21 protein-coding genes and 1 riboswitch are annotated in these 22092 nt (G+C 66.1%); of the genes, 11 read left to right on the top strand and 10 right to left on the bottom strand.

Annotated features, from left to right (window positions below):
• Positions 1-2: 2 nt before the first annotated feature.
• The 4 genes from BHK69_RS32660 to BHK69_RS33615 all read right to left on the bottom strand — a co-directional run bounded on the left by BHK69_RS32660 (position 3) and on the right by BHK69_RS33615 (position 3190).
• Positions 3-170: a hypothetical protein gene (locus BHK69_RS32660; RefSeq protein ID WP_158516234.1), complete on the bottom strand. Its 168-nt coding sequence runs from the start codon at positions 168-170 to the stop codon at positions 3-5.
• A 401-nt stretch (positions 171-571) separates the two neighbouring features.
• Positions 572-2071 carry a Do family serine endopeptidase gene (locus BHK69_RS17590; protein ID WP_069691227.1) on the bottom strand — a complete coding sequence of 500 codons (1500 nt, stop codon included), beginning with the start codon at positions 2069-2071 and terminating at the stop codon, positions 572-574.
• 202 nt (positions 2072-2273) lie between these two features.
• The gene (locus BHK69_RS17595; protein ID WP_148663472.1) at positions 2274-2990 is read right to left on the bottom strand and encodes a glycine-rich domain-containing protein; all 717 of its coding nucleotides are present in this window, start codon (positions 2988-2990) and stop codon (positions 2274-2276) included.
• A gap of 95 nt (positions 2991-3085) precedes the next feature.
• The gene (locus tag BHK69_RS33615) at positions 3086-3190 is read right to left on the bottom strand and encodes a hypothetical protein (protein ID WP_425285574.1); all 105 of its coding nucleotides are present in this window, start codon (positions 3188-3190) and stop codon (positions 3086-3088) included.
• A 185-nt stretch (positions 3191-3375) separates the two neighbouring features.
• Here BHK69_RS33615 and pxpB point away from each other — a divergent pair, with 185 nt between their 5' ends.
• Together pxpB and BHK69_RS17605 are read left to right on the top strand one after the other, a co-directional pair.
• Complete coding sequence (gene pxpB / locus BHK69_RS17600) at positions 3376-4110, top strand: 5-oxoprolinase subunit PxpB (protein ID WP_069691228.1); 735 nt, start codon at positions 3376-3378, stop codon at positions 4108-4110.
• Positions 4107-5117, top strand: coding sequence for a 5-oxoprolinase subunit C family protein (locus tag BHK69_RS17605; protein ID WP_069691229.1), 1011 nt, complete (start codon positions 4107-4109; stop codon positions 5115-5117). The genes pxpB and BHK69_RS17605 overlap by 4 nt, the downstream gene beginning before the upstream one ends.
• Before the next feature lie 3 nt (positions 5118-5120).
• On the opposite strand, the gene BHK69_RS17610 is transcribed toward BHK69_RS17605, so the two are convergent.
• The gene (locus tag BHK69_RS17610) at positions 5121-5885 is read right to left on the bottom strand and encodes a LamB/YcsF family protein (RefSeq protein ID WP_069691230.1); all 765 of its coding nucleotides are present in this window, start codon (positions 5883-5885) and stop codon (positions 5121-5123) included.
• Between the two features lie 487 nt (positions 5886-6372).
• Here BHK69_RS17610 and BHK69_RS17615 point away from each other — a divergent pair, with 487 nt between their 5' ends.
• The 9 genes from BHK69_RS17615 to BHK69_RS17655 all read left to right on the top strand — a co-directional run bounded on the left by BHK69_RS17615 (position 6373) and on the right by BHK69_RS17655 (position 16511).
• The gene (locus BHK69_RS17615) at positions 6373-8289 is read left to right on the top strand and encodes a putative bifunctional diguanylate cyclase/phosphodiesterase (protein ID WP_069691231.1); all 1917 of its coding nucleotides are present in this window, start codon (positions 6373-6375) and stop codon (positions 8287-8289) included.
• 43 nt (positions 8290-8332) lie between these two features.
• Positions 8333-9340, top strand: a complete 1008-nt coding sequence (locus BHK69_RS17620) for an aspartate/ornithine carbamoyltransferase family protein (RefSeq protein WP_069691232.1) — start codon at positions 8333-8335, stop codon at positions 9338-9340.
• On the top strand, positions 9232-10245 hold the full coding sequence (locus tag BHK69_RS17625) for a DMT family transporter (RefSeq protein ID WP_148663473.1): 1014 nt from the start codon (positions 9232-9234) through the stop codon (positions 10243-10245). Before BHK69_RS17620 ends, BHK69_RS17625 begins: the two co-directional genes overlap by 109 nt.
• 83 nt (positions 10246-10328) lie before the next feature.
• A riboswitch (TPP riboswitch) is annotated at positions 10329-10458 on the top strand.
• Positions 10459-10551: 93 nt separating this feature from the next.
• The gene (locus tag BHK69_RS17630; protein ID WP_069691234.1) at positions 10552-11637 is read left to right on the top strand and encodes a LuxE/PaaK family acyltransferase; all 1086 of its coding nucleotides are present in this window, start codon (positions 10552-10554) and stop codon (positions 11635-11637) included.
• Between the two features lie 4 nt (positions 11638-11641).
• Complete coding sequence (locus BHK69_RS17635) at positions 11642-13090, top strand: acyl-CoA reductase (protein ID WP_069693755.1); 1449 nt, start codon at positions 11642-11644, stop codon at positions 13088-13090.
• Positions 13080-13844 (top strand): ABC transporter ATP-binding protein, encoded by a 765-nt coding sequence (locus BHK69_RS17640; protein ID WP_069693756.1) that lies wholly within the window; start codon positions 13080-13082, stop codon positions 13842-13844. Before BHK69_RS17635 ends, BHK69_RS17640 begins: the two co-directional genes overlap by 11 nt.
• Positions 13841-14590: an ABC transporter permease gene (locus BHK69_RS17645; RefSeq protein WP_069691235.1), complete on the top strand. Its 750-nt coding sequence runs from the start codon at positions 13841-13843 to the stop codon at positions 14588-14590. Before BHK69_RS17640 ends, BHK69_RS17645 begins: the two co-directional genes overlap by 4 nt.
• 3 nt (positions 14591-14593) lie before the next feature.
• Entirely contained in the window at positions 14594-15577 is a 984-nt protein-coding gene (locus BHK69_RS17650) for an ABC transporter substrate-binding protein (protein ID WP_069691236.1), read from the top strand.
• 166 nt (positions 15578-15743) lie between these two features.
• On the top strand, positions 15744-16511 hold the full coding sequence (locus tag BHK69_RS17655; protein ID WP_069691237.1) for an SDR family oxidoreductase: 768 nt from the start codon (positions 15744-15746) through the stop codon (positions 16509-16511).
• Here BHK69_RS17655 and BHK69_RS17660 read toward each other — a convergent pair.
• The 5 genes from BHK69_RS17660 to modA form a co-directional block, all read right to left on the bottom strand.
• Complete coding sequence (locus BHK69_RS17660) at positions 16508-18859, bottom strand: xanthine dehydrogenase family protein molybdopterin-binding subunit (protein WP_244548232.1); 2352 nt, start codon at positions 18857-18859, stop codon at positions 16508-16510. The genes BHK69_RS17655 and BHK69_RS17660 overlap by 4 nt on opposite strands.
• A gap of 104 nt (positions 18860-18963) precedes the next feature.
• Complete coding sequence (locus BHK69_RS17665; RefSeq protein ID WP_069691238.1) at positions 18964-19338, bottom strand: winged helix-turn-helix domain-containing protein; 375 nt, start codon at positions 19336-19338, stop codon at positions 18964-18966.
• Positions 19339-19504: 166 nt separating this feature from the next.
• Positions 19505-20593 (bottom strand): molybdenum ABC transporter ATP-binding protein, encoded by a 1089-nt coding sequence (gene modC / locus BHK69_RS17670; protein WP_069691239.1) that lies wholly within the window; start codon positions 20591-20593, stop codon positions 19505-19507.
• Positions 20590-21288: a molybdate ABC transporter permease subunit gene (gene modB / locus BHK69_RS17675; protein WP_069691240.1), complete on the bottom strand. Its 699-nt coding sequence runs from the start codon at positions 21286-21288 to the stop codon at positions 20590-20592. Before modB ends, modC begins: the two co-directional genes overlap by 4 nt.
• On the bottom strand, positions 21285-22091 hold the full coding sequence (modA, locus tag BHK69_RS17680) for a molybdate ABC transporter substrate-binding protein (protein ID WP_069691241.1): 807 nt from the start codon (positions 22089-22091) through the stop codon (positions 21285-21287). Before modA ends, modB begins: the two co-directional genes overlap by 4 nt.
• Position 22092: the final 1 nt, after the last annotated feature.

Below are 22092 nucleotides of genomic sequence, written 5' to 3' on the forward strand. Positions count from 1 at the left end.
GCTTACTTTTTCCCATTTTCGATGCACTGGAGATGGCGGGCGTAAGAGCCCGCGCCGGTGTCGGCGTCATAGGCGACGTTGTGACATTCGGTCTTGCGCGTCGCCGAGGTGGAGGCCCAGATTTTCTCGAGCTTCGAATAGGCGGCGGATTCCTTCTCGCCGCATTTCATGTCTTTTTCGAAGTCTCCGCCGGAAAGTTTTCGGCAAAATGTATCATAATTATATATATCGGGAGAGCCTGGGCATGTACATTGCTCGTAGTCAGGCTGGTGAAAACAATGACAGATAGCATTGCTATAAAAGGCATTTTATTCAAGATAGGCTCCCAAAGAATGATCTGAAAGCATGAAAACATCTTGCGATGTGGCTTTCAGAGGGGCGTTATCCGAGGGATAAAACCGTGTCAAGCTTGGCGTTGTTTGCAGAATATGAAGGACATGGCGAGATCAAAAGGGGGCGAGCTCGGAGGCGAACTTCGCCACGCGTTCCGGCGCGCCTGGCATGACGCCCGCGAGCTTTCCAGGCGGATGTCCGACCGGGTCGAGCATCCGCCTGGAGACTTTCAGTTGCTTCAAGCCTTCGGCAGCGGGAAGGCCATGAACAGCGCGCCCTGCGCGGTCTTGATCTTGAGCAGGACGGCCTTCTTGCCGTCCTGAGCGGCGCTCGCAATGCCGGCCTTGACCTCCGCCGGCTGAGTGACGCTCCTGCCGGCGACCTCGAGGATCACGTCGCCCTTGCTCAGTCCCTTGCTCGCGGCCGGGCCGTTGGGGTCGACGCGCGTGATCATGACGCCTTGCCCGGCGGCACCATGGGATGGCTTGGCCGGAGCGAGCAGGACGCCGAGGACCGAGGCGCCGCCATGCGGCTCCTCGACGGTTTCAGCGACCTTCTCGGTCTTCAGCGGGGCGAGCGCCACGTTCAGGGCCAGCTCCTTGCCGGAGCGCAGAACGGCGATCTCCGCCTTGTCGCCTGGCTTCAGCGCACCGACACGGCGCGTCAGGTCGCGATCGTCCTTGACGGGCTGGCCGTTGAGCTTGGTGATGACGTCGCCCGATTTGACCCCGGCATCCGCCGCCGGCGTGCCGGGCAGGGCGCCGTCGACCAGCGCTCCCGAGGCGTCGTCGAGGCCGAGGCTGTCGGCGATGTCGCGCGTCACCGGCTGGATCTGCACGCCGAGATAGCCACGCTGAACGGCGCCGCCCTGTTGAAGAGCTGCGACGACCGTCGAGACCGTGTCGGCGGGAATGGCGAAGGCCAGGCCGACGCTGCCCCCGGACGGTGAATAGATCGCGGTGTTGACGCCGACGACCTCGCCCTTGAGGTTGAAGGTCGGTCCGCCGGAATTGCCCTTGTTGATCGGGGCATCGATCTGCAGGAAATCGTCATAGGGGCCGTTGCCGATGTCGCGGCCGCGCGCGGAGACGATTCCGGAGGTGACGGTGCCGCCGAGCCCGAACGGGTTGCCGATCGCCACGACCCAGTCGCCGACCTTCGGCGTGTCCCTCGCCAGCGAGACATAAGGATAGTCACCCGGCGCGAGCACCTTCAGCAGCGCGAGATCGGTCTTCGGATCGGTGCCGATGACCTTGGCCTCGAGCACCTTGCCGTCTTCCGTCGTGACGGTGACGACCTTGCCGTGCTCGACGACATGGTTGTTGGTGACGACATAGCCATCCGCCGAGACGAAGAAGCCGGAGCCCTGCGCCATGCCTTGCCGGGGCGGCTGCCGTTGCTGCGCGCCGCCATTCTTTTCGAGGCGCTTGAACAGCTCCTTGAGCTGAGGCGGCAGCTTGTCGAGCTCGTGGGAGACCTCGCTTCCACTGTCGGACATGTTCTCGATCAGGACCCGCACCGAGACCACGGCGGGCTTCACGCGCTCGACCACGGGGGAGAAGGACGGCACCGCCTGCGCCTGCAGGTCCGAGGTCACGACCGCTGCGGCGCGCGCTGGATTGGTATAGGCGATCATCGCGCCGCCGACGGTGCCCGAGGCGACCAGCGCCAGGGCGGCAACCGAAGCGAACAGGCGCCGGCGACGCCGATTGGGGAAAGGCTCAGCCAGATCCGACATCGGAACACTCCGTTGGCCAGGCCGCCCATATGCGGCCCACCCTCGAAGGCTAAGCCTTCCGAGGTGCAGGCGATCTCACCGGCGCATTACGGTTCTTTCACGTTGCGGCGGCGGCCGGATTCCGCCGCTCTCCAGCTGAAGTTCCGTACGGCCCTGCCTATGAGGGCGGCCAAGGCCTCTCTGACGGTGCCTGGGCGAACAGCTAGTCGCCGCCACCGCCGCCGCAGCCGCCGCCATCGCCTCCACCGCTGTCACTGCCGCTGTCGGTATCCGACCCGCTGCTACGGCTGCTGTCGCTGAGGCCGTCCGTCCCACCGTCGTAGGAGCTGTCGGAAAAGTCGCCGCCGCATTGCGAACCGGCGTCGCCGTTGCGGCGCAGCTGCGCGCAATCGGGATAGTAGCGATAGCCGCCCGGAATGTTCAGCTTCACGTCCAGCGCGAAGAGCAGCGGCAGTCGCGACGGGTTCGTGGGATTGATGCCATCCTCGCGGCAGCACAGGAGCCAGACACGGCGCAGGCCGGTATTGTCCCGCTTACGGCCCTCAGCCAGAGCGACCGCCGGCGTATGGTGCAGAAACCCGCCAAAAGCCTGACGGCAGAAATCCTGATAGGCGCGGGTGTAGAGGATGAACTCGTGCCACAGATCGTCCGCCACCTGCGAGGGCATGGCGACATGAAGCTGCCCGCTGTTGAGATAGGCGAGAAAGAATTGCCGCAGGCCTTGGGCGACGAGGGCCGTCTCCTTGCGGGTAAAGCTGGGGTGATGGGCTGCGAGCTTGTCGAGCAGGCCTGGCGGCCAGCTGTAGTTGCGAATGAACTCGGCCCGCTGCAGGCGGCGATGGGCTGGCCAGATCACCAGCCCGACAACCAGAACGCCGCCCAGCGCCAGGCTCAGCGCGCCACTCAACCAAGCTGTCATCATCGCTCCCCCCGCCACGACCCGCCGCGGGAGATCAGATCACGAGTGCAGGGTTGATGCATCCCCATACGGCAGGCAGCGGCTGCCGATCCTTATCAGTCCGGCGCGATCTTCGTCGGGTCGAAACGCTTCTTCAGCCCGTCCCAGCAATCGATGTCGTTGGTCTGCAAGGTCGCGGGCTTGGAGGCGAACTGCGTCAGCTTCTGCGGGAAGCTGCGCTCGAACGTGAAGGCCGGCGTATTGGTGAGCTTGACCGGCTTCTGCTAGAGCATTTTCGAGCGAAGTGGACACCGGTTCGCGTGAAGACAATGCGATAAAACAAGGAGGTAGAGCATTCCCGCGATTCGGAGAAACGCGGAAATGCTCTAGGCATTGCGAGAAACGGATGACGATCGAGACCTTGCCCCGTCCCCGCCTGCTGCGCTGCGGCGATGCCGCCATCTCGGTCGAATTCGGGGATGCGATCGATCCCACGGTCAATGCGCGCGTGCTGGCGCTCGATGCGGCGCTCTCCGCCGAGCCGCAGCCCGGCCTGCTTGAGACCGTGCCGACCTATTGCTCGCTGCTGATCCATCTCGATCCGCTCAGCACCGATTTCCGAGCCTTGTCGGAGCGCATTCTCGCTCTCAGCGAGAGGCCGGTCGCGGCAGGTGGCAAGGTGCGGCGCTGGCGCGTACCGGTCGTCTATGGCGGCGATTTCGGCATGGACCTCGACGATCTGGCGGCGCGCCATGGCATCAGTGGGGAGGCGCTGGTCGCACGCCACGCGGCCGCGACCTATGTCGTCGCGATGATCGGCTTCATGCCGGGCTTTGCCTATCTCAGCGGGCTCGATCCGGCGCTCGCCACCCCACGCCGGCTCGAACCGCGCATGAAGACGCCGGCGCAGTCGGTCTCCATCGGCGGGGCGCAGGGCGCGATCTCCACCGTCGAGGGGCCAAGCGGCTGGCATATGATCGGCCGAACGCCGGCGCGCGGCTTCATGCCGGGACGCGATCCGGTCTTCACCTACGCGCCGGGCGACGAGATTCGCTTCGAGCGGATTGCTCCCGGCGAATGGGCCGGGCTCGATGCGCTGGCGGCCTCCGGAGCTTCCGTCGCCCGCTGCGAGGCGCCATGAGCGCGCTCATCGTCAAGGCCTGCGGTCCCGCGACCTCGATCCAGGATCGCGGCCGCTTCGGCTATCAGCGCTTCGGCGTTTCGCCTGCGGGCGCGATGGATCGCTTCCATCTGGCCGCGGCGAACCTGTTTGTGGCAGCCGAGGCCGGCGCCGCGGCGCTGGAGCTGGGCCCGGGCGGCGCTCGCCTGACGGCCGAGGGCGACATCACGGTCGCACTCGCCGGCCCGGCCTGCACGCTTGAGGTGGATGGCCGCCAGGTCGCTCCCTTCACGGCGGTGCGCGTCGCCGATGGCGGCACGGTCGTGGCGCGCCCGGCGCCAGGTGCGGCCTATGCCTATCTCGGTGTCGAGGGCGGCATCGCGACCGCGCCGGACATGGGCAGCCGCTCGATGCATCGCCGCTCGGGTATCGGCGGCGAACCGCTCGCGGTCGGTGCGCGTATTCCGGCGACGCCGGGCGGGCGCGAGGCGGTGCTGCTCTGCCTCCCGGAGCTTCCACGCGGCGAGACGGGGCCGATCCGCATCCTGCCCGGCCCGCAGGACGATCATTTCGGCGCCGAGGCCTTGGCGATCCTGACCAGCGCCGGCTACCGCCTCAGCGGGCAGGCGGACCGGATGGGCGTGCGCCTGGACGGGCCGACGCTGCCGCATCGCGGCGGCTACAACATCGTCTCGGACGGCATCGTCGACGGCTCGATCCAGGTGCCGGGCGACGGCCGGCCGATCGTGCTGCTGCGCGATCGCCAGACCACTGGCGGCTACCCCAAGATCGCAACCATCATCAGCGCCGATATCGGCCGCTTCGCGCAGATCCCGCCAGGCGAGCCGGTGCGTTTCGAGATCGTGACCTTCGAGCAGGCGATCGAGGCGGCGCGCCGGCTTCAGGCCATGATCGAGGGCCTTGCCTCCGCGCTCGTCCCGCTGGCCGCGCCGCTGACGAGCGAAAGGCTGCTCGGGCTCAACCTGATCGGCGGCGTCACCAGCGCGACGGAGGCGATCGGCGTTTGAGGGTCAGGATGCGGTGTGGCGCGCCACCGTCACGCCTGCCGCTTCGAGCTGGTTGCGCAGCGTTCGGGCGAGGGCGACGGCATGGGGATTGTCGCCATGCACGCAGATCGAGTCGATGCCGACCTTGAGCGTCTTGCCGCTCACCGACACCACCGCGCCGGCATCGAGCATGCGCATGACGTGTCGGCACGCTTCCTCGGGATCGTGGATCACCGCGCCGGGCTTGGCGCGATCCGTGAGATTAAAGCTGTCGTCATAGGTCCGGTCGGCATAGATCTCCCGGAAATAGGCCAGGCCGAGCTTTTCGGCCGCCCGTTCCGTCGCCATTCCCGGCATCACCAGGAAGAGCGCGTCGGGGTCGGCCGCCTTGATGCCGCGCGCGACGGCGAGCGCCAGCGCGTCGTCGTCATTGCAGATGTTGCCGAGCGCGCCATGCGTCTTCACATGGGTCATCGGATAGCCGGTCAATGCCGCGACCGCTTTGAACGCGCCGACCTGATAGGCGACGAGGTTCTCGACCTCCCGCTCGGTCAGGCCCGGCAGGCGGCGCCGGCCGAAGCCGATCAGATCGGCAAAGCCAGGATGGGCGCCGATCGCGACATGCTTGCCGCGCGCGAGCTCGGCGGTCTTTCGCATGATCTCGGGGTCGCCGGCATGAAAACCGCATGCGACATTGGCCGTGGTGACGATGTCGAACATCGCCGCATCGTCTCCCATGGTCCAGGGACCGAAGCTTTCGCCGACATCCGCGTTGAGATCGATGTTCATCCGAGATCCTGAATCACTGAAAACGCCCCTTAGAGCACGCGCCGGTGCGGCTCTTGGGACCGCAAGGCCAATGGCCGTGGGCCGCAAGGCGGCTGGCCTGGGCAAGTCTTAGTGGAGCGTGGGCCTGGCTGCCAGCCTGTCGCGCCGTTCCGCCGAGGACTCGATCCCGATGTTGCGAGTGTCGCGGGCTGGCGCATGCCGGACGCGCAGTTCGGCTCCGAAAAACTGCCCTTGCTGCAGCACCTCGCTCGCACGGTGGAGCGCGGCAAGTTCGACATGATCCTGCTCAGGCACTCATGCCCCGCGAATTGAGGCCGGGAATCTTAGGATTTATTCAACTTTGAAGGCAGATGCTCCTTGGGAGGCTTCGACAAGAGCCAAAATTATGTGAGCTGGGTTGAACCCGGCTCTGAGCCGAGTGTGTCCTATGTCCAGAAGCACAAATCATGTTGCTGAGGCAGCGCGGCTTCCCGAAGATCATGGTACGATGAATGCCCAGCTGGTGGCGGCGCTCTACGCCACGCCCGGGCCTATTCTTATCGGTTCGATCACGGTTACATTGGTCATGCTGGGAGCGGGCCTGCTCGCCGGCCATGATCCCGTATTCTATGGCCTGGCCGTCCTGATGGCTTGCCTCGGATTGTTCCGGTTCGCTTCCCACAGACTGTATGAGCGGGCGCATGCCGTAGCTGGCGCACCCTTCGACGCGGCCCGTTTCGAGCGGCTTGCGATGATTGGGGCCTGGGGAACGGCCGCGCTCATTGCCGGATTCAGCTGCTACGCCCTGTGGCGCTATCCGAGCCAGCCGGTCGCCGTTCTGGCGATCGCGCAGTCGATCGGCTATCTGGCGGGGATATCGGGGCGCAACACCTCGCGCCCCCTGATCACGAAGATCCAGGTCCTGATCTCCGGCGCGCCCTTCACCTGCGCATTGGCTGCGACCTTGGAGCCGGCCTATGTCCTGATCGCGCTAACGGTCGCGCTGACGACGATTTTGACCTTCTCCAGCACGCAGATCATTCACGAGATGTTCGTGTCCCGCCATCGCACGATGGAGGAGCTCGAGATCCTGGCCAATCGCGACACGCTGACGAATCTGGACAACCGGCGCTCAATTCTGCTCAAGATCGAGAACCAGCTGGCACGCAAACAGGAGATGGCGCTCCTGTCGGTCGATGTCGATGATTTCAAGAGCATCAACGACACCTATGGGCACGATGTCGGGGATGCATTGCTTCTCTCGATCAGCGAGACCCTGGCGTCTTGCCTTGGCCCTGGCGATATCGCCGCGCGGATGGGCGGTGACGAGTTCATGGTCGCCACGTCGCGCGGGAGCGCTGAGGCGGTCGAGCTCGCGCGCCGCATCCTGACGCGGATCGGCTCCCAGAGGCGGATCAAGGGACGCAGCATCGCCGCGACCGTCAGCGTCGGCGTCGTCGTTGCCGAGGCTGGCCTGGCTGTCGAACAGGCCCTCAAGCGTGCCGACATCGCGCTCTACAAGGCCAAGTCGGATGGCCGGAACCATTTGGTCGTCTATACGCCGGAGCTGAGCGTCGAGCACGATGAACACCTGGCCTTCGAGGTCGATCTGCGGGATGCGATGCGCGCCGGGCAATTCCAGCTCGTCTACCAGCCGATCTACAACCCGCGCTCCGGCAGCGTCACGCTGGTCGAGGCTCTGCTGCGCTGGGATCATCCGCAGCGCGGAGTGGTCAGCCCCGCGACCTTCGTTCCCGTGGCCGAGCGCACCGGGTTGATCAAGGTCTTGGGCACCTGGGCGATCGAAACCGCAGTGCGCGCCGCCCTGGCCTGGCCGCGCAATGTCGGCGTCAGCGTCAACGTCTCCGCGCGGCAGTTCGAGAGCGATCACGACCTCGTCGCGATCGTCGCCGCCATCCTGCGCAAGACGGGCCTGCCGCCGCGTCGCCTGACGCTCGAGATCACGGAATCGACGCTCATCGAGGATGCGCCGCACATCATCGAGAGCCTGAAGAAGCTGCGAGCCATGGGCGTCAGGATCGCGCTCGACGATTTCGGGACCGGCTACTCGTCCTTGAGCTATCTGGCCAAATTGCCGATCGATATCATCAAGATCGACAAGACCTTCAGCCATGAGATCGATTCGTCGGTCAAGGTGAACGCGCTGATGACCGCGATCACCGACCTGGCTCATAAGCTTGGGCTGTCGATCATCGTCGAAGGCATCGAAACGGCGGCGCAGCTTGCCGTGATGCGCCGTTTCAGCTTGCATGGGATACAGGGATTCATCCTCGCGAAACCGATGTCCGACGAGGCTTTGCTCGCCATCATCAAGGATCGCGTGGCCTCCGACAGGATGAGCCTTGTCGGGGACCTCACGGCGCCCGCTGCGGTTGCCGTGAGGAAGCGGCCAGAAGTTGCTTGAGCGCGTCCCCGCGGTAATAGAGCCGGAACGGGAGCGAGGCGCCATGCAGAGGCCGAATTATCCAAGCGGCAAGGACCTGCTTGGCGCCGATTCCGTGTCGCGCGACGATCTCGATGATATCTTCGCGCGTGCCGAGCGCTTCCTGGCGGAAGAGGATGAAGAGGACTCGCCTGGCGACCAGCCGGCCCGGCTTCATCTCATAAGGCGGCGGCCAAAGGTGATCGCGACCCTGTTCGACCAGCGCAGCACGCGGACGCGGCTGGGCTTTCAGGCCGCAGCCTTGCGCCTGGGTCACCAATCGCTCGACGTCTACGATACCGATCGCAGCCGGATGGGCAGCGCGACAGGGGAAACGCTCGACGATCATATCCGCACCGTGGAGGCTTATAGCGACCTGATCGTGGTGCGCTCGCATACCGAGAGCCTGCCATATCAGATCGGGCGGTTGAGCTATCTGCCGGTCGTCAATGCCGGCAACGGCGCTGACGAGCACCCGACCCAGGCGTTGATCGATCTCTTCGCCATCCGCAAATTGCGCGGGGACGTCAAAGACCTGTCGATTGCCTTGTCGAGCGATACGCGTGCGCGCTTTGCCCTGTCCTTCGTGAAAATGCTGCGCCTCTCCCCGCCTCGGCGCTTCACGCTCTGCTCCCTGCCGGACGTGCCGATCAATCCGCCGATGCGCGAAGCGATCGCGCTGCTGGCGAGCCTGGGCTGCAAGGTCTCCTTCGTTCATGACGTCAGGGACACCCTGGAGCATGACGTCCTGATCATTCAGATGCAGGATATGAGCCGCTTCGCGCATGCGTCCCTGGGCAGCGAGGCGATCGACAAGGAAATCGAGACGGAACCCTTCACGCTGACCGCCAAGAAGATCCTCGATGCGAAATCCGACACCCTGATCCTGAACCCTCTCCCGCGTTTCGCCGAGCTCGACGTGTCATGCGACGCGCTGCCGAATGCGGGTTATTTTCGACAGGTCAAATTGTCCTTGCCGGTGAGGATGGCCATCCTGGAGCGAATGCTTCTGGGTATTCCATGGACCGGTTGACGCGCCGTTTCCTGGCATTCTCGGTTTGGATGCTGGCCTATTTCCTGGCCTATATCGCGGTGGCGATAGCCATTCGCTATCTGTCGCATTCCTTTCGCATCGTCGAGATCGCGGCGATCCGCTCCGCCGGCTCGCTCATCCTTGCCGGATTCTTCGTCTTCAGAAGCAAGGCGGTCTTGCACCAACTGGCCGGCATGCAGTTCGGCTATCATGTCCAGCGCAGCTTGATTCACCTGATCGGGTCGTTGGCGTTGATCTGGAGCCTGGCCAATCTTCCCCTGGGCTTCATCGCGACGATCGAGTTCTCGGGGCCTCTCTTCGCGGCGATGCTGGGCCTCGTGGTCGCAGGATTGATCCCGGGACCCGTCGCCTGCCTGGGATTGTCGCTCATCGCCGTTGGAAGCGCCTATCTGCTGTTCTCGCAGGGCGTGTCGCATGATCCGCGCCTGCTGATTCCGGTCGGTGCAGTTGCCCTGCTGACGATCACGAATTTGATGCTGGCCCGGCTGGCCGAGAGCAAGAGCGTGGTCCTGATCGTGTTCGTCATGCATGCCGTGCAGCTTCCGGTTTATCTGTGCGCGCTCCTGATTGGCCTCGACGTGGGGGGAACCGCTCAGCCGCGCGACGTCCACCTCGAGGACGTGCTCGGAGTTTCGCTGGCGGTTGCTGTGCTGATGCTTGCCGGCTTTGTCACGCAGACGGCGCTGGCGAACGCATCGCGTTATGGCTCCGCGCTGCAACTCTGCGCCGCCGACACGCTGCGCGTACCGTTCCTGACGCTCATCGGTTATTTCGTCTTCAAGGAGATGCTGAGCGAGAGCATCGTCCTGCCCGGATTGCTCGTCGTGGCGGGAGCGATCATCACCAGCCTGCCGCAAACGCGCGCTCGAAGCCGGCAAGGCTGAGCTCACGCCGCCGGCAAGCTCGCGATAGTGAGCTGTTGCCATGTCACATTCTTGACATGGCCGCGCCGCCGCCGTCATGGTGCGCTCGTTCCCAGGGGGGCCTCGCTAGGAGGCTGAGATTCCGCCGGCTCGAACCCGTTTCGAGCAACGCGGTGACCCTCCGAACCTGATCCGGCTCATACCGGCGTAGGGATGCGGGACATAGGGCGGCAAGCCGCTCCTTTTCCATGCTCGCGCCATTGGCCGGACAGCGGGTCGCAGACCGGAAACGTGCCGGCTTGCGCCTTGATGTCTCGGAAGGTGTGCATGGACGTGACGGAAACGCAGATCATTGCGGCCCTGCTGGAGTTCTTCGACAGGCAGGACACGACGGACGAGGATTTCGACCGGCTGGCGCTGCTTATCTTCGCCTACCAGTTCGAGAACAATCAGCCCTATCGCCGCTTCGCCGCGGCGCGAGGCAGGACGCCGCTTGCCGTCCGGGGCTGGCGCGACATCCCCGCCGTCCCGATCGATGCCTTCAAGGATCTGACGCTGAGCTGCCGCCCCACGGAGGAGATCGAGCACGTCTTCATGACGAGCGGCACGACCCGTGGCGGGCAGCGGGGCCGCAGCTATCACCCGACGCTGGCCGTCTATGACCGCTCGATGATCCTGAATTTCCGGCAGCGCTTCATGCAAGGGCTGGAGCGGATCCGCATGGGTATTCTGTTTCCCGACGAGCAGGCGATGCCGAATTCGTCGCTGGCGCATTACCTCGCTTTGGCGCGGCGCGAATGCGGGACGCCCGACAGCGAAGGCTTCATCGACGAGGCAGGCCTCGCCACGGCGCGCCTGCTCGCGGCGCTGGAGCGCGCTGAGGCGAGGGACGAGCCTTACGCGTTGCTGGGTGCCAGCTTCAGCTTCGTGCACCTGCTCGACGAATTGCAGCGGCGGGGTCGGCACTTTGCGCTGCCGCCGGGTAGCCGCATCCTCGACACTGGCGGCTTCAAGGGGCAGTCGCGCGAACTGGCGGCGGACGAGTTCTACGACGCTCTGTCGGCTGCGCTCGGCGTGCCCCGGGATCGCTGCATCAACATGTACGGCATGACCGAACTCGGCACCCAGTTCTATGATTGGGGCAATGAGACCTGTCCGCCGGTGAAATCGGGCCCGCACTGGATCCGCAGCCGGGTGGTGAACCCGCTGACGGGCCAGGATGTGCCCGCAGGCGAGACCGGCGTGCTGGTCCATCACGATCTCGCCCATTTCAACTCGGTCTCGGCGATCCTGACCGAGGATGCCGGCGTCGTCGTCCCCGGAGGTTTCCGTCTGCTGGGGCGCGTCGATGGCGCCGATTCCAAGGGCTGCTCCGTGGCGGTCGAGGAATTCCTGAAAGCGGCCCGTGGCTGAGGTCATGACCGAGTTCGCGGGGCATCTACCTGGCTTGTCGGCCGGCGAGGTGGAGTGGAAGACGCTTCATTTCAGCGCTTGGGGCGAGGCCGCGGAGATCCGCGTACCCGTGCTGAGCGAAGCGCAAGGCACTGCGCTGGCGGGGCGCGTGCGCGACAATGCCCGCGCCTATCTCAAGACCCTGCGCATCGCCGAGATCACCGCGATCATCGACCAGGCGATCGCGCGATTGCTCGATCGGAACGATCCCTGGCGGCAAAAGGCCGAAAGACTGCTGCCGATCGTGACTGGCTATGATCCCGAGATGGTCCGGCTCGGCCTGACCGGCTATCTGAAGACCTTCCGGCAGCCGCAGCTCAAGCGCTTCCTGGCCGAGGATTTCGCCGATCCGCAGATCCTCGACGATTTCCAGACCAGGCCGAAGGGCGGCTTTGCCAAGGCGTTCGGGCCGGACCTGCTGCTGCATGTCTGGGCCGGCAATGTTCCGGGCCTGCCGCTCTGGAGCTTGATATCCGGCCTGCTGGTCAAGGCCGGAAGCATCGGCAAGGTCGCCACCGCCGAGCCGCTGCTGGCGGGCTGGTTTGCTCGCATCCTGGCCGAGATCGATCCGCGCCTGGGCGAATGCCTCGCCGTGGTCTGGTGGAAGGGCGGCGACGAGGCAGGCGAGCGCGTCTGGCTGGCGCAGGCCGACGCCATCGTCGCCTATGGCGGCAATGATGCGCTGAAGGCAATCCGGGACCGCGCTCCCGTCACTGCCCGTTACCTGCCGCATGGCCACAAGTTCGGCTTCGGCATGGTCGCGCGCGCGGCGTTGGATACGCGCAAGGCCGGCGCGCTCGCCCGTCAGGCCGCCTATGACGTGATGCGCTACGATCAGCAGGGCTGCTATTCCCCGCAGATGCTTTTCGTCGAGCGCGGCGGGCGCGTCTCGCCGCGCGAGTTCTCCGCCTATGTTGCCCATGAACTGGCGAGTTTCGCCCGCAAGCATCCGCGCCGCGCGCTCTCGATCGAGGAGGCTGCCGGCGTCGCGTCCTGGCGCGGCGCGCAGGAGCTTCGTAGCCTTGGCGGCGACTGCGACCTTCTGGGCGATCCCGCCGACGACTGGAGCATCGTCCATGTCGAGGACGCGCAGGCGCTGGCCCCCAGCGGCCTGAACCGGACGCTCTCCATCGTCGCCGTCGACAGGCTCGACGATGTCGTCAGCCTGATCGCCCCCTTCCGGTCCTTCCTCCAAAGCGTCGGGATCGCGGCGGAACCCGATGATCTGTTCCGGCTCGCCGGTCTGCTCGGGCAGGTCGGCGTGACGCGCATCTGCGCGCTGGGCTCGATGACCGCGCCCGAGGCCGGCTGGCACAATGACGGGCGCTTCAACCTGCTCGACCTCGTCACCATGACCGAGATCGAGCATGCGGCGGAAGCCGCCGCCGACGGGTTCGCGCCTTATGTCGATTGAGCCGCACAGCGAAGGCTTCGTCGCCATCGACAAGGCAAGCTATGGCTATGGCGACTGGCCCGCTATCGTCGATCAGGTCGACTGGACGATCCCGCGCGGCGCGATCCATTGCCTGGTCGGGCGCAGCGGCTGCGGCAAGACGACCCTGCTGAAGCTCGCTGCCGGCCTGCTGCTGCCCGATGAGGGGATCGTCAGGATCGATGGCGCCGCCCTGCGCGAGCCGGGGCCGCAGATCGGCTTCGTTTTCCAGGCTCCGACCCTGCTGGACTGGGCGAGCGTAATCGACAATGTGCTCTTGCCGATCTCGCTGAAGCGCCGCCCGCGCGCGACGGACCGGGAGGCGGCGCTCGATCTGCTGAAACTGGTTTCGCTGGACGGCTATGCGCAGCGCTACCCGAGCGAATTGTCGGGCGGGCAGCAAAGCCGCGTCGCGGTTGCGCGCGCGCTGGTCACCCAGCCGGCGGTGCTGCTGCTCGACGAGCCTTTCGCCGCGTTGGACGCGCTGACCCGCGAGGAATTGCAGGACGACCTCCTGAGGCTCTGCGCCCTGCACGGAACGACAGTACTGTTCGTGACCCATGACATCACCGAGGCCGTCTATCTGGCCGACCGCGTCGCGGTGATGGCGGCGGGGCGCTTGCACCATCAGATCACCGTGGAATTGCCCCGGCCGCGCCATCGCGAATTGCGCTACGGCCAGGCCTTCAATGCGCTCTGCCGCGAGTTGCGGCAGGCGATGGATCTGGCGCCATGATCGCGCGCCTGTCCTCTGCCTTGTTGCTGCTGGCCCTGCTCGCCGGCTGGGAGCTCTATTGCCGGTTTGCCGGCGTGCCGGCGCTGATCGTGCCGCCGCCCTCGGTCGTGCTGGCGACGCTGTGGAGCGAGATCGCCAGCGGGCGCCTGCTGCCGCATCTGCGGATCACGGCGACCGAGATGGCGCTGGGCCTCGCCTTGGGCTGCGCGGTCGGGCTTGTGGCCGGGGTCGTGCTGGCGGAGGTCGGCTTCCTGCGCCGCCTGCTGCATCCCTATATCGTTGCCAGCCAGGTCGTTCCCAAGCTCGCGCTCGGCCCGCTCTTCATCATCTGGTTCGGTTTCGGCATGACCTCGACGGTCGTGATCACCGCCCTGATCTGCTTCTTCCCGCTGATGGAGAACACCATGACCGGCCTGAGCCAGGTCGATCCGGCGCGGCGGGAACTCTTCCGCATGCTGGGTGCGACGCGTCTCCAGACCTTGCTGCGGCTGAAGCTGCCGAGCGCCTTGCCGGTGATCATGGCGGGCGTCCGCGTCGCTGTCGTGCTGGCGCTGGTCGGCGCGGTCGTCGGCGAGTTCATCGGGGGCAGGGCTGGGCTCGGCGCCTCCATCATCGCCGCCCAGAGCGTGATGGATTCAAGCCTGATGTTCGCGCTCTTCATCGTGATCACGCTCATGGGCATGCTGTTCTACCAGGCCGCGATCTGGCTCGAGAGCCTGCTGCTTCGCCATCATCTGAAAGGATAGTCCATGTTCAGCCCATCACGTCGCAGCACTGCCCTGGCGCTGGCTTTCACAGCCATGCTGGGCTGTGCCAGCCGGGCGCAAACCCTGGACACGGTCACCGTCGCCGGCTGGAGCCAGCCGATCAGCGAGATCACCAATCTGCTCGCCGAGCCCGACAAGGGCTTCTTCAAGGCGAAGGGGATCGCGCTGGACTATGTGCCGGGCACGGGCGGCGGCTCCGCCATCCAGACCATGCTGACCGGCAAGGCCGACATCGCCTTCACCGATCCGGCCTCGCTCTATCTCGCCCTCGACAAGGGCGAGAAGCTGGTGGCGATCTACAACATCTATCCGCAGAACGTCTTCAACGTGGTCGCTCCCAAGAGCGCCGGCATCAAAAGGCCCGCGGATCTGAAGGGCAAGCGCATCGGCGTCTACAGCCTGTCGAGCGGCACGCGCCAGAACCTGCAGGTGCTGCTGCAGCAGGTCGGCCTGACCGAGAACGACGTGACCATCGAGGTCACGGGCCTGCTGAACTTCGCGCCGCTGATCCAGGGGCAGGTCGACGCCACCGCCGCGACGGATACGGGTCTCTTGGTCGGCCGGATGAAGGGTTTGCCCGAGGTCGACGTCATCGAGGTCAAGGACCATCTCAACCTGCCCAGCGATATCTTCGTGGTGACGCAGGCGACCTATGAGGCGAAGAAGCCGCTGCTGAAGCGCTTCCTTGCCGCCTATCGCGAGAGCGCCGCCTGGATGATCGCCAAGCCCGAGGAGGCTGCGAAGATCGCCGTCACCCGCGCCATCAACGGCCGCGACGAGGCGCTCAATCTGGAGATCATCAAGCTGCGCAACCTCTCCACCGTCTCCCCGACCACTGACAGCAAGGGGCTGGGCCATTTCGACCCCGAGCCGATGCAGAAGGGGGCCGATACCTTCAGGCAGCTCGGCCTGATCGCCAGGCCGATCGATATGGCCGCAGTGGTGAAATCGGACCTGATTCCTTGATTTTGCAGGTTCGCCCGAAACACGCCGTCGTCCCGGGCGGAGCGAAGCGCAGAGCCGGGACCCATGCCGGAACCGTTCAGGAATGGGTCCCGGGTTTCCCTTCGGTCGCCCGGGACGACGCAGTGTTTCCCATGCGAGCATTACGAGCTAACGGCGGACAGACATCATGAATTTCCGCGACAGGACCATCATCGTCACGGGTGCGAGCCGGGGCATCGGGGCTGCGCTTGCAAAAGCCTTCGCCGCCGAGGGCGGACTCGTCGTCGTCAACTATCTCAGCAATGAGGCGGCAGCGCTGCAGGTCGTCGAGGCTTGCCGGGCGCTGGGCGGGCAGGCCCTGGCGATCGCGGCCGATGTAACCTCGGAGGCCGAGGTCGCGGCGATGATGGCGCGCATCGCCGACGAGGTCGGCAAGGTCGACGCCGTCGTCAACAACGCTTTCGCACCCTATGTCTTCGATCCCGATGACCGGACGCGCTTCTGGGACACACCCTGGTCGGCCTATCAGGCGCAATTCGATGGCGCGCTGAAGGCGACCTATAATCTCTGCCAGGCCGTGCTGCCCCTAATGAAGCAGCGATTGAGAGGCAGCATCGTCAACATGACGAGCGATCTCGTCGCGCGCCCGAGCATTCCCTATCACGACTACACCACGGCGAAATCGGCCCTGATCGGCTTCAGCCGGACCCTTGCCGCCGAGCTCGGTCCCCTGGGGATCCGGGTCAATTGCGTCGCGCCCGGATTGGTCTATCCGACCGATGCCAGCCGCGCGACCAAGGAGGAGGTGAGGGAGGCTCTCATCGCCCAGACGCCCCTGCGCCGGATCGCGACGCCCGAGGATATCACCGGCCCCGTCCTCTTCCTCGCCTCGGACTGGAGCGGCTTCGTCACCGGGCAGACGCTCCATGTCGATGGCGGGTTGGTAATGACCTAAAGCGCCGCCGCTTGCGCATCCCTGATCGCCCGCCAGACGCGGGCAGGGGTTGCGGGCATGTCGAGATGCGTCACGCCGAGCGGGCGCAGCGCGTCGAGGACGGCATTCATCACCGTCTGCGGCGCGCCGATGCAGCCGGCCTGGCCCGAGCCTTTCGCACCCAGCGGATTGGCTTTCGTCGGCACCTCGACCATCTCCAGATCGAAAAACGGAATGTCGTCGGCGCGCGGCATGGCGTAGTCCATGAAGGTCGCGCTGAGGAGCTGGCCGGAATCGGGATCGTAGACCGCTTCCTCGAGCAGCGCCTGCCCGATGCCTTGCGCCAGCCCGCCATGGACTTGGGATTCCGTCAGCAGCGGATTGACCAGCCGGCCGTAGTCGTCGACGGCGACATAGCGCTCCAGCGATACGGCTCCCGTTTCGGGATCGACCTCGACCTCGGCGACCTGCGCGCCGTTGGGAAAGGTGATGACGTCGCAGATATTGTCGCCATGGCTGCTCAGGGCCGCGCCGTTGCTCTCCGCGGCATGCCGGGCAATGGTGAAGAGATCGACCTCCTGCGCCAGGCCGTCGGCCCCTGCCACGGTGCGAAAGCGGCCGTCGCCGAAGGCCAGTTCGCCCGCCCCGACCTGCAGCAGTTGCGCAGCGACCGGGAGCGCCCTGGCGATCAGATCGTCTGCCGCCATCAGCAATGCCGTCCCGCCCAGATGCAGGGAGCGCGCCCCGCCATGGCCACCGCCGCGCGGCACCAGGGCGGTATCGCCCTGCACCAGCTGGAAGGTCTCGATAGGCAATCCCAGCCGCTGCGCTGCGACCTGCGCGAAGCTTGTCTCATGGCCCTGGCCGTTGGATTGCGTGCCGACCGCCATGTCGATCGCGCCGTCGCGCCGCACGGTCAGCCAGGCCTCTTCATTGGGCTGGCCGCGCGACGTCTCCAGAAAGCAGCCGATGCCGAAGCCGCGCAGCTTGCCGCGCTTCTTCGCCTCGCGTTTGCGCCTGGCGAAGCCGGCACGGTCGGCCGCCGCCAGGACCCGGTCGAGATTTGCCGCGAACGCCCCGCAATCGATCACGGTGCCGAAGGCGCTGCGATGGGGAAAGTGCCGGATGAAGTTGCGCCGGCGCAATTCCGCCGGATCGATCGCGAGCTGGTGCGCGGCCGTATCGATCAGGCGCTCCAGCAGATAATTGGCCTCCGGCTTGCCGGCGCCGCGATAGGCGTCGATCGGCACCGTGTTGGTGAAGGCGCCGCGCACATCCATCGTCATGGCCGGGATGTCGTAGAGCCCGCCCATCGCGGTCGAGGGCGCATTGGTCGAGCTTCCCGGGCCGAGCGAGGAGACATAGGCGCCGAGATTGCTGAGTGTCTCCACCGCCAGCGCCAGGAAACGGCCCTTGGCGTCGAGTGCGAGCCGCGCCTTGGTGAGGTTGTCGCGGCCATGCACGCCGCTGGTGAACTCGTCGAGGCGGTCGGCCGTCCAGTGCACCGGTCGCGCGAGCTTGCGCGCCGCCCACAACACCAGGGCATATTCGGGATAGGTGACGTTCTTCATGCCGAAGCCGCCGCCGACATCGGGGCAAGAGACCTCGATCCTGTCGAGGGGCAGGCCGAAGACGCCCTCAGCCAGCTCGCGGCGGATGGCGTGCACCGAGGCGCCGCTGATCGCCAGCCTATAGACCCCGCTCGCCGGATCGAAGCGGCCGAGTGCGATGCGCGGCTCCATGGCGGCCGCGACGATGCGGTTGTTGACGAGGTCGCAGGAGGCGACATGGGCGGCGCCGGCAAAGGCTTTCGCGACCGCCTCCCGGTCGCCGCGCTCGAAGCGGAAGGCCAGGTTGCCCGGGGCTTTCGGCCAGATCTGCGCGGCCTGCGGGTCCAGCGCACCGCGCAGTTCCGTCACCGAGGGCAGGATGTCGTAGTTGACGATGACCTGCTCGCAGGCGTCGCGCGCGGCCTCGCGGCTTTCGGCGACGACGAAGGCGACGAGATCGCCGACATGGCGCACTCGCTCGCGCGCCAATGGAAAACGCGGCGGCACGATCAGCGGATCGACGGTCTTGACCACGATGTAGCAGGGCAGGGGGTGAAGCCCGTCGAGATCGTCGGCGGTGTAGATGCCCCGCACGCCGGGCATATCTGCGGCCGCGGTCGTATCGATCGAGAGGATGCGGGCATGGGCATGGGGCGAGCGCACCATGGCGGCGAAGAGTTCGCCCGGAACGAGATGGTCGTCGAGATAACGGCCCGCGCCGGTGAGAAAGCGCTGATCCTCGCGTCGCCGTAACGAGCGCGGGTCATCTGGCGCGGCGACCCTGCGCATGGTGTCTGGGGCGATCAGGCCGTCATTCATATCGCTTCGCTCTCGCCTTAATGCCGCGCGCGGCTTGGTCGCGGCCATCGCAGCCACTCGGATGCAACCGCTTTGCCATCCGGGTGGCTGACACCAACGGGAAACTAGGAGGTCGGCTCGGCTGCCGCATCCCGGAGGGCGTCGATGTGCAGGGCGGCCGCCTTCATGGCCTTGCTTTCGATGGCCCGATAATGCGCCACGATCTCGCGGCCCATCGGCGTCAGATGCGCGCCGCCACCCTTGGCGCCGCCAGGCGCGGCCTCGACGAGCGGCTGACGGAACATCCGGTTGAGATTGTCCACCAGCAGCCAGGCCCGGCGGTAGGACATCGCCATGGCGCGTCCGGCGCCCGAGATCGAACCCGATGCCTCGATCGCCTCCAAGAGCTCGACCTTGCCCGGCCCGAGCCGGCCGATCGGCACGAGGTCGATCCTGATGCTGATCAGGGCGGAGGGCTTTTGCCGGGCGGTCTCGGACATGTCGGCATCCTGTTGCTTCCACCCGTTCTAAACAGGTTTTTGCCGGACCGCACCGACAGCTTCCGATCGTGCCGCACCGACTCCGCCTTTCAGGAAGGGAGGCGAGCCCTGTATCGACAGGAACATAGCCCAGGCTGCGTAAGGTGCCTCGCAGCGGGGCGGAGCCTCAACCCGTCTCGACGGAAACGCTCTTGATCACCGCATAGACCTGGCTGCCTTGCCTCAGCGCCAAGGCCGCCACGGATTTCGTGGTCAGGCGCGCCAGCAGGCTCTCGCCATTGCAGTCGATGACCAGCTCGATCGCCGCACCCTCGCGCCTCCGGCCGATCTCGGCGATCGTGCCCGGCAGGATGTTGAGCGCGCTCACGCCGGTCGGCGGCGTCAGGCTGATCAGGACGTCGCTGGCGAGAATGCGAACCCGGACATGTCCGCCGATCGGCAAGGCGCTGCGCGAAACCTGCAACAGGCCGGCCTGGGTCCTCAGGCTGGTGAGATGGTACTCGGTATCGTGGCTGACGATCTCCGCCTCCAGGATGGAGCCGGCCTCGGCCGCACCCGACAAGGCGGCGACGTCCAGCCGCGACATCACCTCTGCCGTCGGGCCGCAGGCCTTGACGGCGCCCTGATCGACCACGACCAGCGTCGTCGCCAGCCGCGCCACTTCCGCGACCGAATGCGAGACATAGATGATGGGAATGCCGATCTCGTCGCGCAGCCGCTCGATATAGGGCAGGATTTCCGCCTTGCGCGCCTCGTCGAGCGAGGCCAGCGGCTCATCCATCAAGAGCAGGCGGGGATTGGCCAGCAAGGCGCGGCCGATCGCGATGCGCTGCTTCTCACCCCCCGACAGGCCGGCCGGCCTGCGTTCGAGCAGATGGCCGATTCCGAGCAGGTCCAGCACGGTCGCAAAGGCGATGCTGTCGCGCCCTTCGCGCGGCGCGAACCAGCGCCCGAACAGCAGGTTCTGGCGCACCGTCAGATGGGGGAAGAGCCGTGCCTCCTGGAAGACATAGCCGATCCGCCGACGATGCTTGGGCACGAAAACGCCGTGCTTGGTATCGACCAGCACCTCGCCATCGACGAGGACGCGCCCGCGCGCCGGGCGGATCAGGCCGCCGATGACGTTGACGAGCGAGGTCTTGCCGGAGCCCGAGCGGCCAAACAGCGCCGTCAAGCGCCCGTTGGAGGTGAAGTTGGCGTCGAGCTTGAACTCGCCCAGATGGTGCTCGACCGCGATCTCGATGAGCGGGCTCATTCGACCGCGATCCTGCGCCCGACGAAGCGCGCCATCCATTCCGAGACGACCAGCGCCGCGACCGAGATCGCGATCGAGATCAGCGTCAGGCGCGTCGCACCGGCCTCGCCGCCGGGTACCTGGGTGAAGGTGTAGATCGCCGAGGGCAAGGTCTGCGTCTCGCCGGGGATGTTGGAGACGAAGGTGATGGTCGCGCCGAATTCGCCCATCGCCTTGGCGAAGCACAAGATCATGCCGACGACGATGCCGGGCAGGCAAAGCGGCAGCGTGACGACGAGGAAGACCCAGATGGGGCTGGCGCCGAGCGTGCCGGCTGCGTCCTCCAGCTTGCGGTCGACCGCCTCGATCGAGAGGCGGATGGCGCGCACCATCAGGGGAAAGCCCATGACCGCGGCGGCCAGCACCGCGCCCGTCCAGCGGAAGGAGAGCACGATGCCGAAATAATCATAGAGAAACTGCCCGATCGGCCCGCGCCGGCCAAAGCCGATCAGCAGGAGATAGCCGGTCACGACCGGTGGCATGATCAACGGCAGATGGACGGCCGCATCGAGCAGAGACTTGCCCCAGAAGCGGCCGCGCGCGAGCAGGAAGGCGACGCCGAGCCCGAGCGGCAGGCTCGCGAGCATCGCGGTCGTCGCGACGGTCAGGCTCAGGCGGACCGCCGTCCATTCCTCGGGAGAAAGCCAGTCGCTCACGAGGCGTTGGCGGGCCTGTTCAGCACGGTGAAGCCCTGCTTCTCGAAGGCAGCCTTCGGCCCGGCTCCGCGCAGATAGGTCAGAAAGCCCTGCGCGTCAGGATTGGTCGCGTCCTTCGTCACCGCGACGGGATAGATGATCGGCGGGTGCGAATCCTCCGGAAAGACCGCCGCGACCTTGACCTTGGGTTCGGCGGCGGCATCGGTGGCGTAGACGATGCCGAGCGGCGCCTCGCCCCGCGACACCAGGAGCAGGGCGGCGCGGACATTGTCCGCCTGCGCGATCTTGTCCTTGACCTTGTCCCAGCCGCCGAGCTTCTCCAGCGCCGCCTTGCCGTATTTGCCGGCCGGCACCGACTCGACATTGCCCATGGCGAGGCGGCCGGAGCCGAGTGCGGCGCTCAGGTCGACACCGGGTGTCAGGGCGACCTGCGCCGTCGAATCCGAGGGCGCGACCAGCACGATCCGGTTGGCCAGCAGGCTGACCCGCGTCTCCGGCGTGATCAGGTTCTTGCTCGCGGCATAGTCCATCCAGTCGAGATCGGCCGAGAGGAAGAGATCGGCCGGGGCGCCCTGTTCGAGCTGCTTGGCGAGCGAATTGCTGGCCGCATAGGAAATTTTTGGAGCCGGTTTGCCGGTTTCCTTCACCCAGGCGGCGGCGGCCTCGTCGAGTGCGTTCTTCAGGCTCGCCGCCGCGAAGATGACGAGTTCCTTGGTCTGGGCCTGCGCGGTCGCGACGTTTGCGGAGAAACCGAACAGGAGCGCGGCAGCGACGCCCATCACAAATCGGCGGTTCGTCGTCATG

Origin of the sequence: Bosea vaviloviae (assembly GCF_001741865.1) — a bacterium.
Lineage (GTDB): Bacteria > Pseudomonadota > Alphaproteobacteria > Rhizobiales > Beijerinckiaceae > Allobosea > Allobosea vaviloviae.

Coding starts and splice junctions, on each gene's coding strand:
- BHK69_RS32660 (WP_158516234.1), bottom strand. CDS start 170: ATGAAATGCGGCGAGAAGGAATCCGCCGCCTATTCGAAGCTCGAGAAA.
- BHK69_RS17590 (WP_069691227.1), bottom strand. CDS start 2,071: ATGTCGGATCTGGCTGAGCCTTTCCCCAATCGGCGTCGCCGGCGCCTG.
- BHK69_RS17595 (WP_148663472.1), bottom strand. CDS start 2,990: ATGACAGCTTGGTTGAGTGGCGCGCTGAGCCTGGCGCTGGGCGGCGTT.
- pxpB (WP_069691228.1), top strand. CDS start 3,376: ATGACGATCGAGACCTTGCCCCGTCCCCGCCTGCTGCGCTGCGGCGAT.
- BHK69_RS17605 (WP_069691229.1), top strand. CDS start 4,107: ATGAGCGCGCTCATCGTCAAGGCCTGCGGTCCCGCGACCTCGATCCAG.
- BHK69_RS17610 (WP_069691230.1), bottom strand. CDS start 5,885: ATGAACATCGATCTCAACGCGGATGTCGGCGAAAGCTTCGGTCCCTGG.
- BHK69_RS17615 (WP_069691231.1), top strand. CDS start 6,373: ATGAATGCCCAGCTGGTGGCGGCGCTCTACGCCACGCCCGGGCCTATT.
- BHK69_RS17620 (WP_069691232.1), top strand. CDS start 8,333: ATGCAGAGGCCGAATTATCCAAGCGGCAAGGACCTGCTTGGCGCCGAT.
- BHK69_RS17625 (WP_148663473.1), top strand. CDS start 9,232: ATGCGACGCGCTGCCGAATGCGGGTTATTTTCGACAGGTCAAATTGTC.
- BHK69_RS17630 (WP_069691234.1), top strand. CDS start 10,552: ATGGACGTGACGGAAACGCAGATCATTGCGGCCCTGCTGGAGTTCTTC.
- BHK69_RS17635 (WP_069693755.1), top strand. CDS start 11,642: ATGACCGAGTTCGCGGGGCATCTACCTGGCTTGTCGGCCGGCGAGGTG.
- BHK69_RS17640 (WP_069693756.1), top strand. CDS start 13,080: ATGTCGATTGAGCCGCACAGCGAAGGCTTCGTCGCCATCGACAAGGCA.
- BHK69_RS17645 (WP_069691235.1), top strand. CDS start 13,841: ATGATCGCGCGCCTGTCCTCTGCCTTGTTGCTGCTGGCCCTGCTCGCC.
- BHK69_RS17650 (WP_069691236.1), top strand. CDS start 14,594: ATGTTCAGCCCATCACGTCGCAGCACTGCCCTGGCGCTGGCTTTCACA.
- BHK69_RS17655 (WP_069691237.1), top strand. CDS start 15,744: ATGAATTTCCGCGACAGGACCATCATCGTCACGGGTGCGAGCCGGGGC.
- BHK69_RS17660 (WP_244548232.1), bottom strand. CDS start 18,859: ATGAATGACGGCCTGATCGCCCCAGACACCATGCGCAGGGTCGCCGCG.
- BHK69_RS17665 (WP_069691238.1), bottom strand. CDS start 19,338: ATGTCCGAGACCGCCCGGCAAAAGCCCTCCGCCCTGATCAGCATCAGG.
- modC (WP_069691239.1), bottom strand. CDS start 20,593: ATGAGCCCGCTCATCGAGATCGCGGTCGAGCACCATCTGGGCGAGTTC.
- modA (WP_069691241.1), bottom strand. CDS start 22,091: ATGACGACGAACCGCCGATTTGTGATGGGCGTCGCTGCCGCGCTCCTG.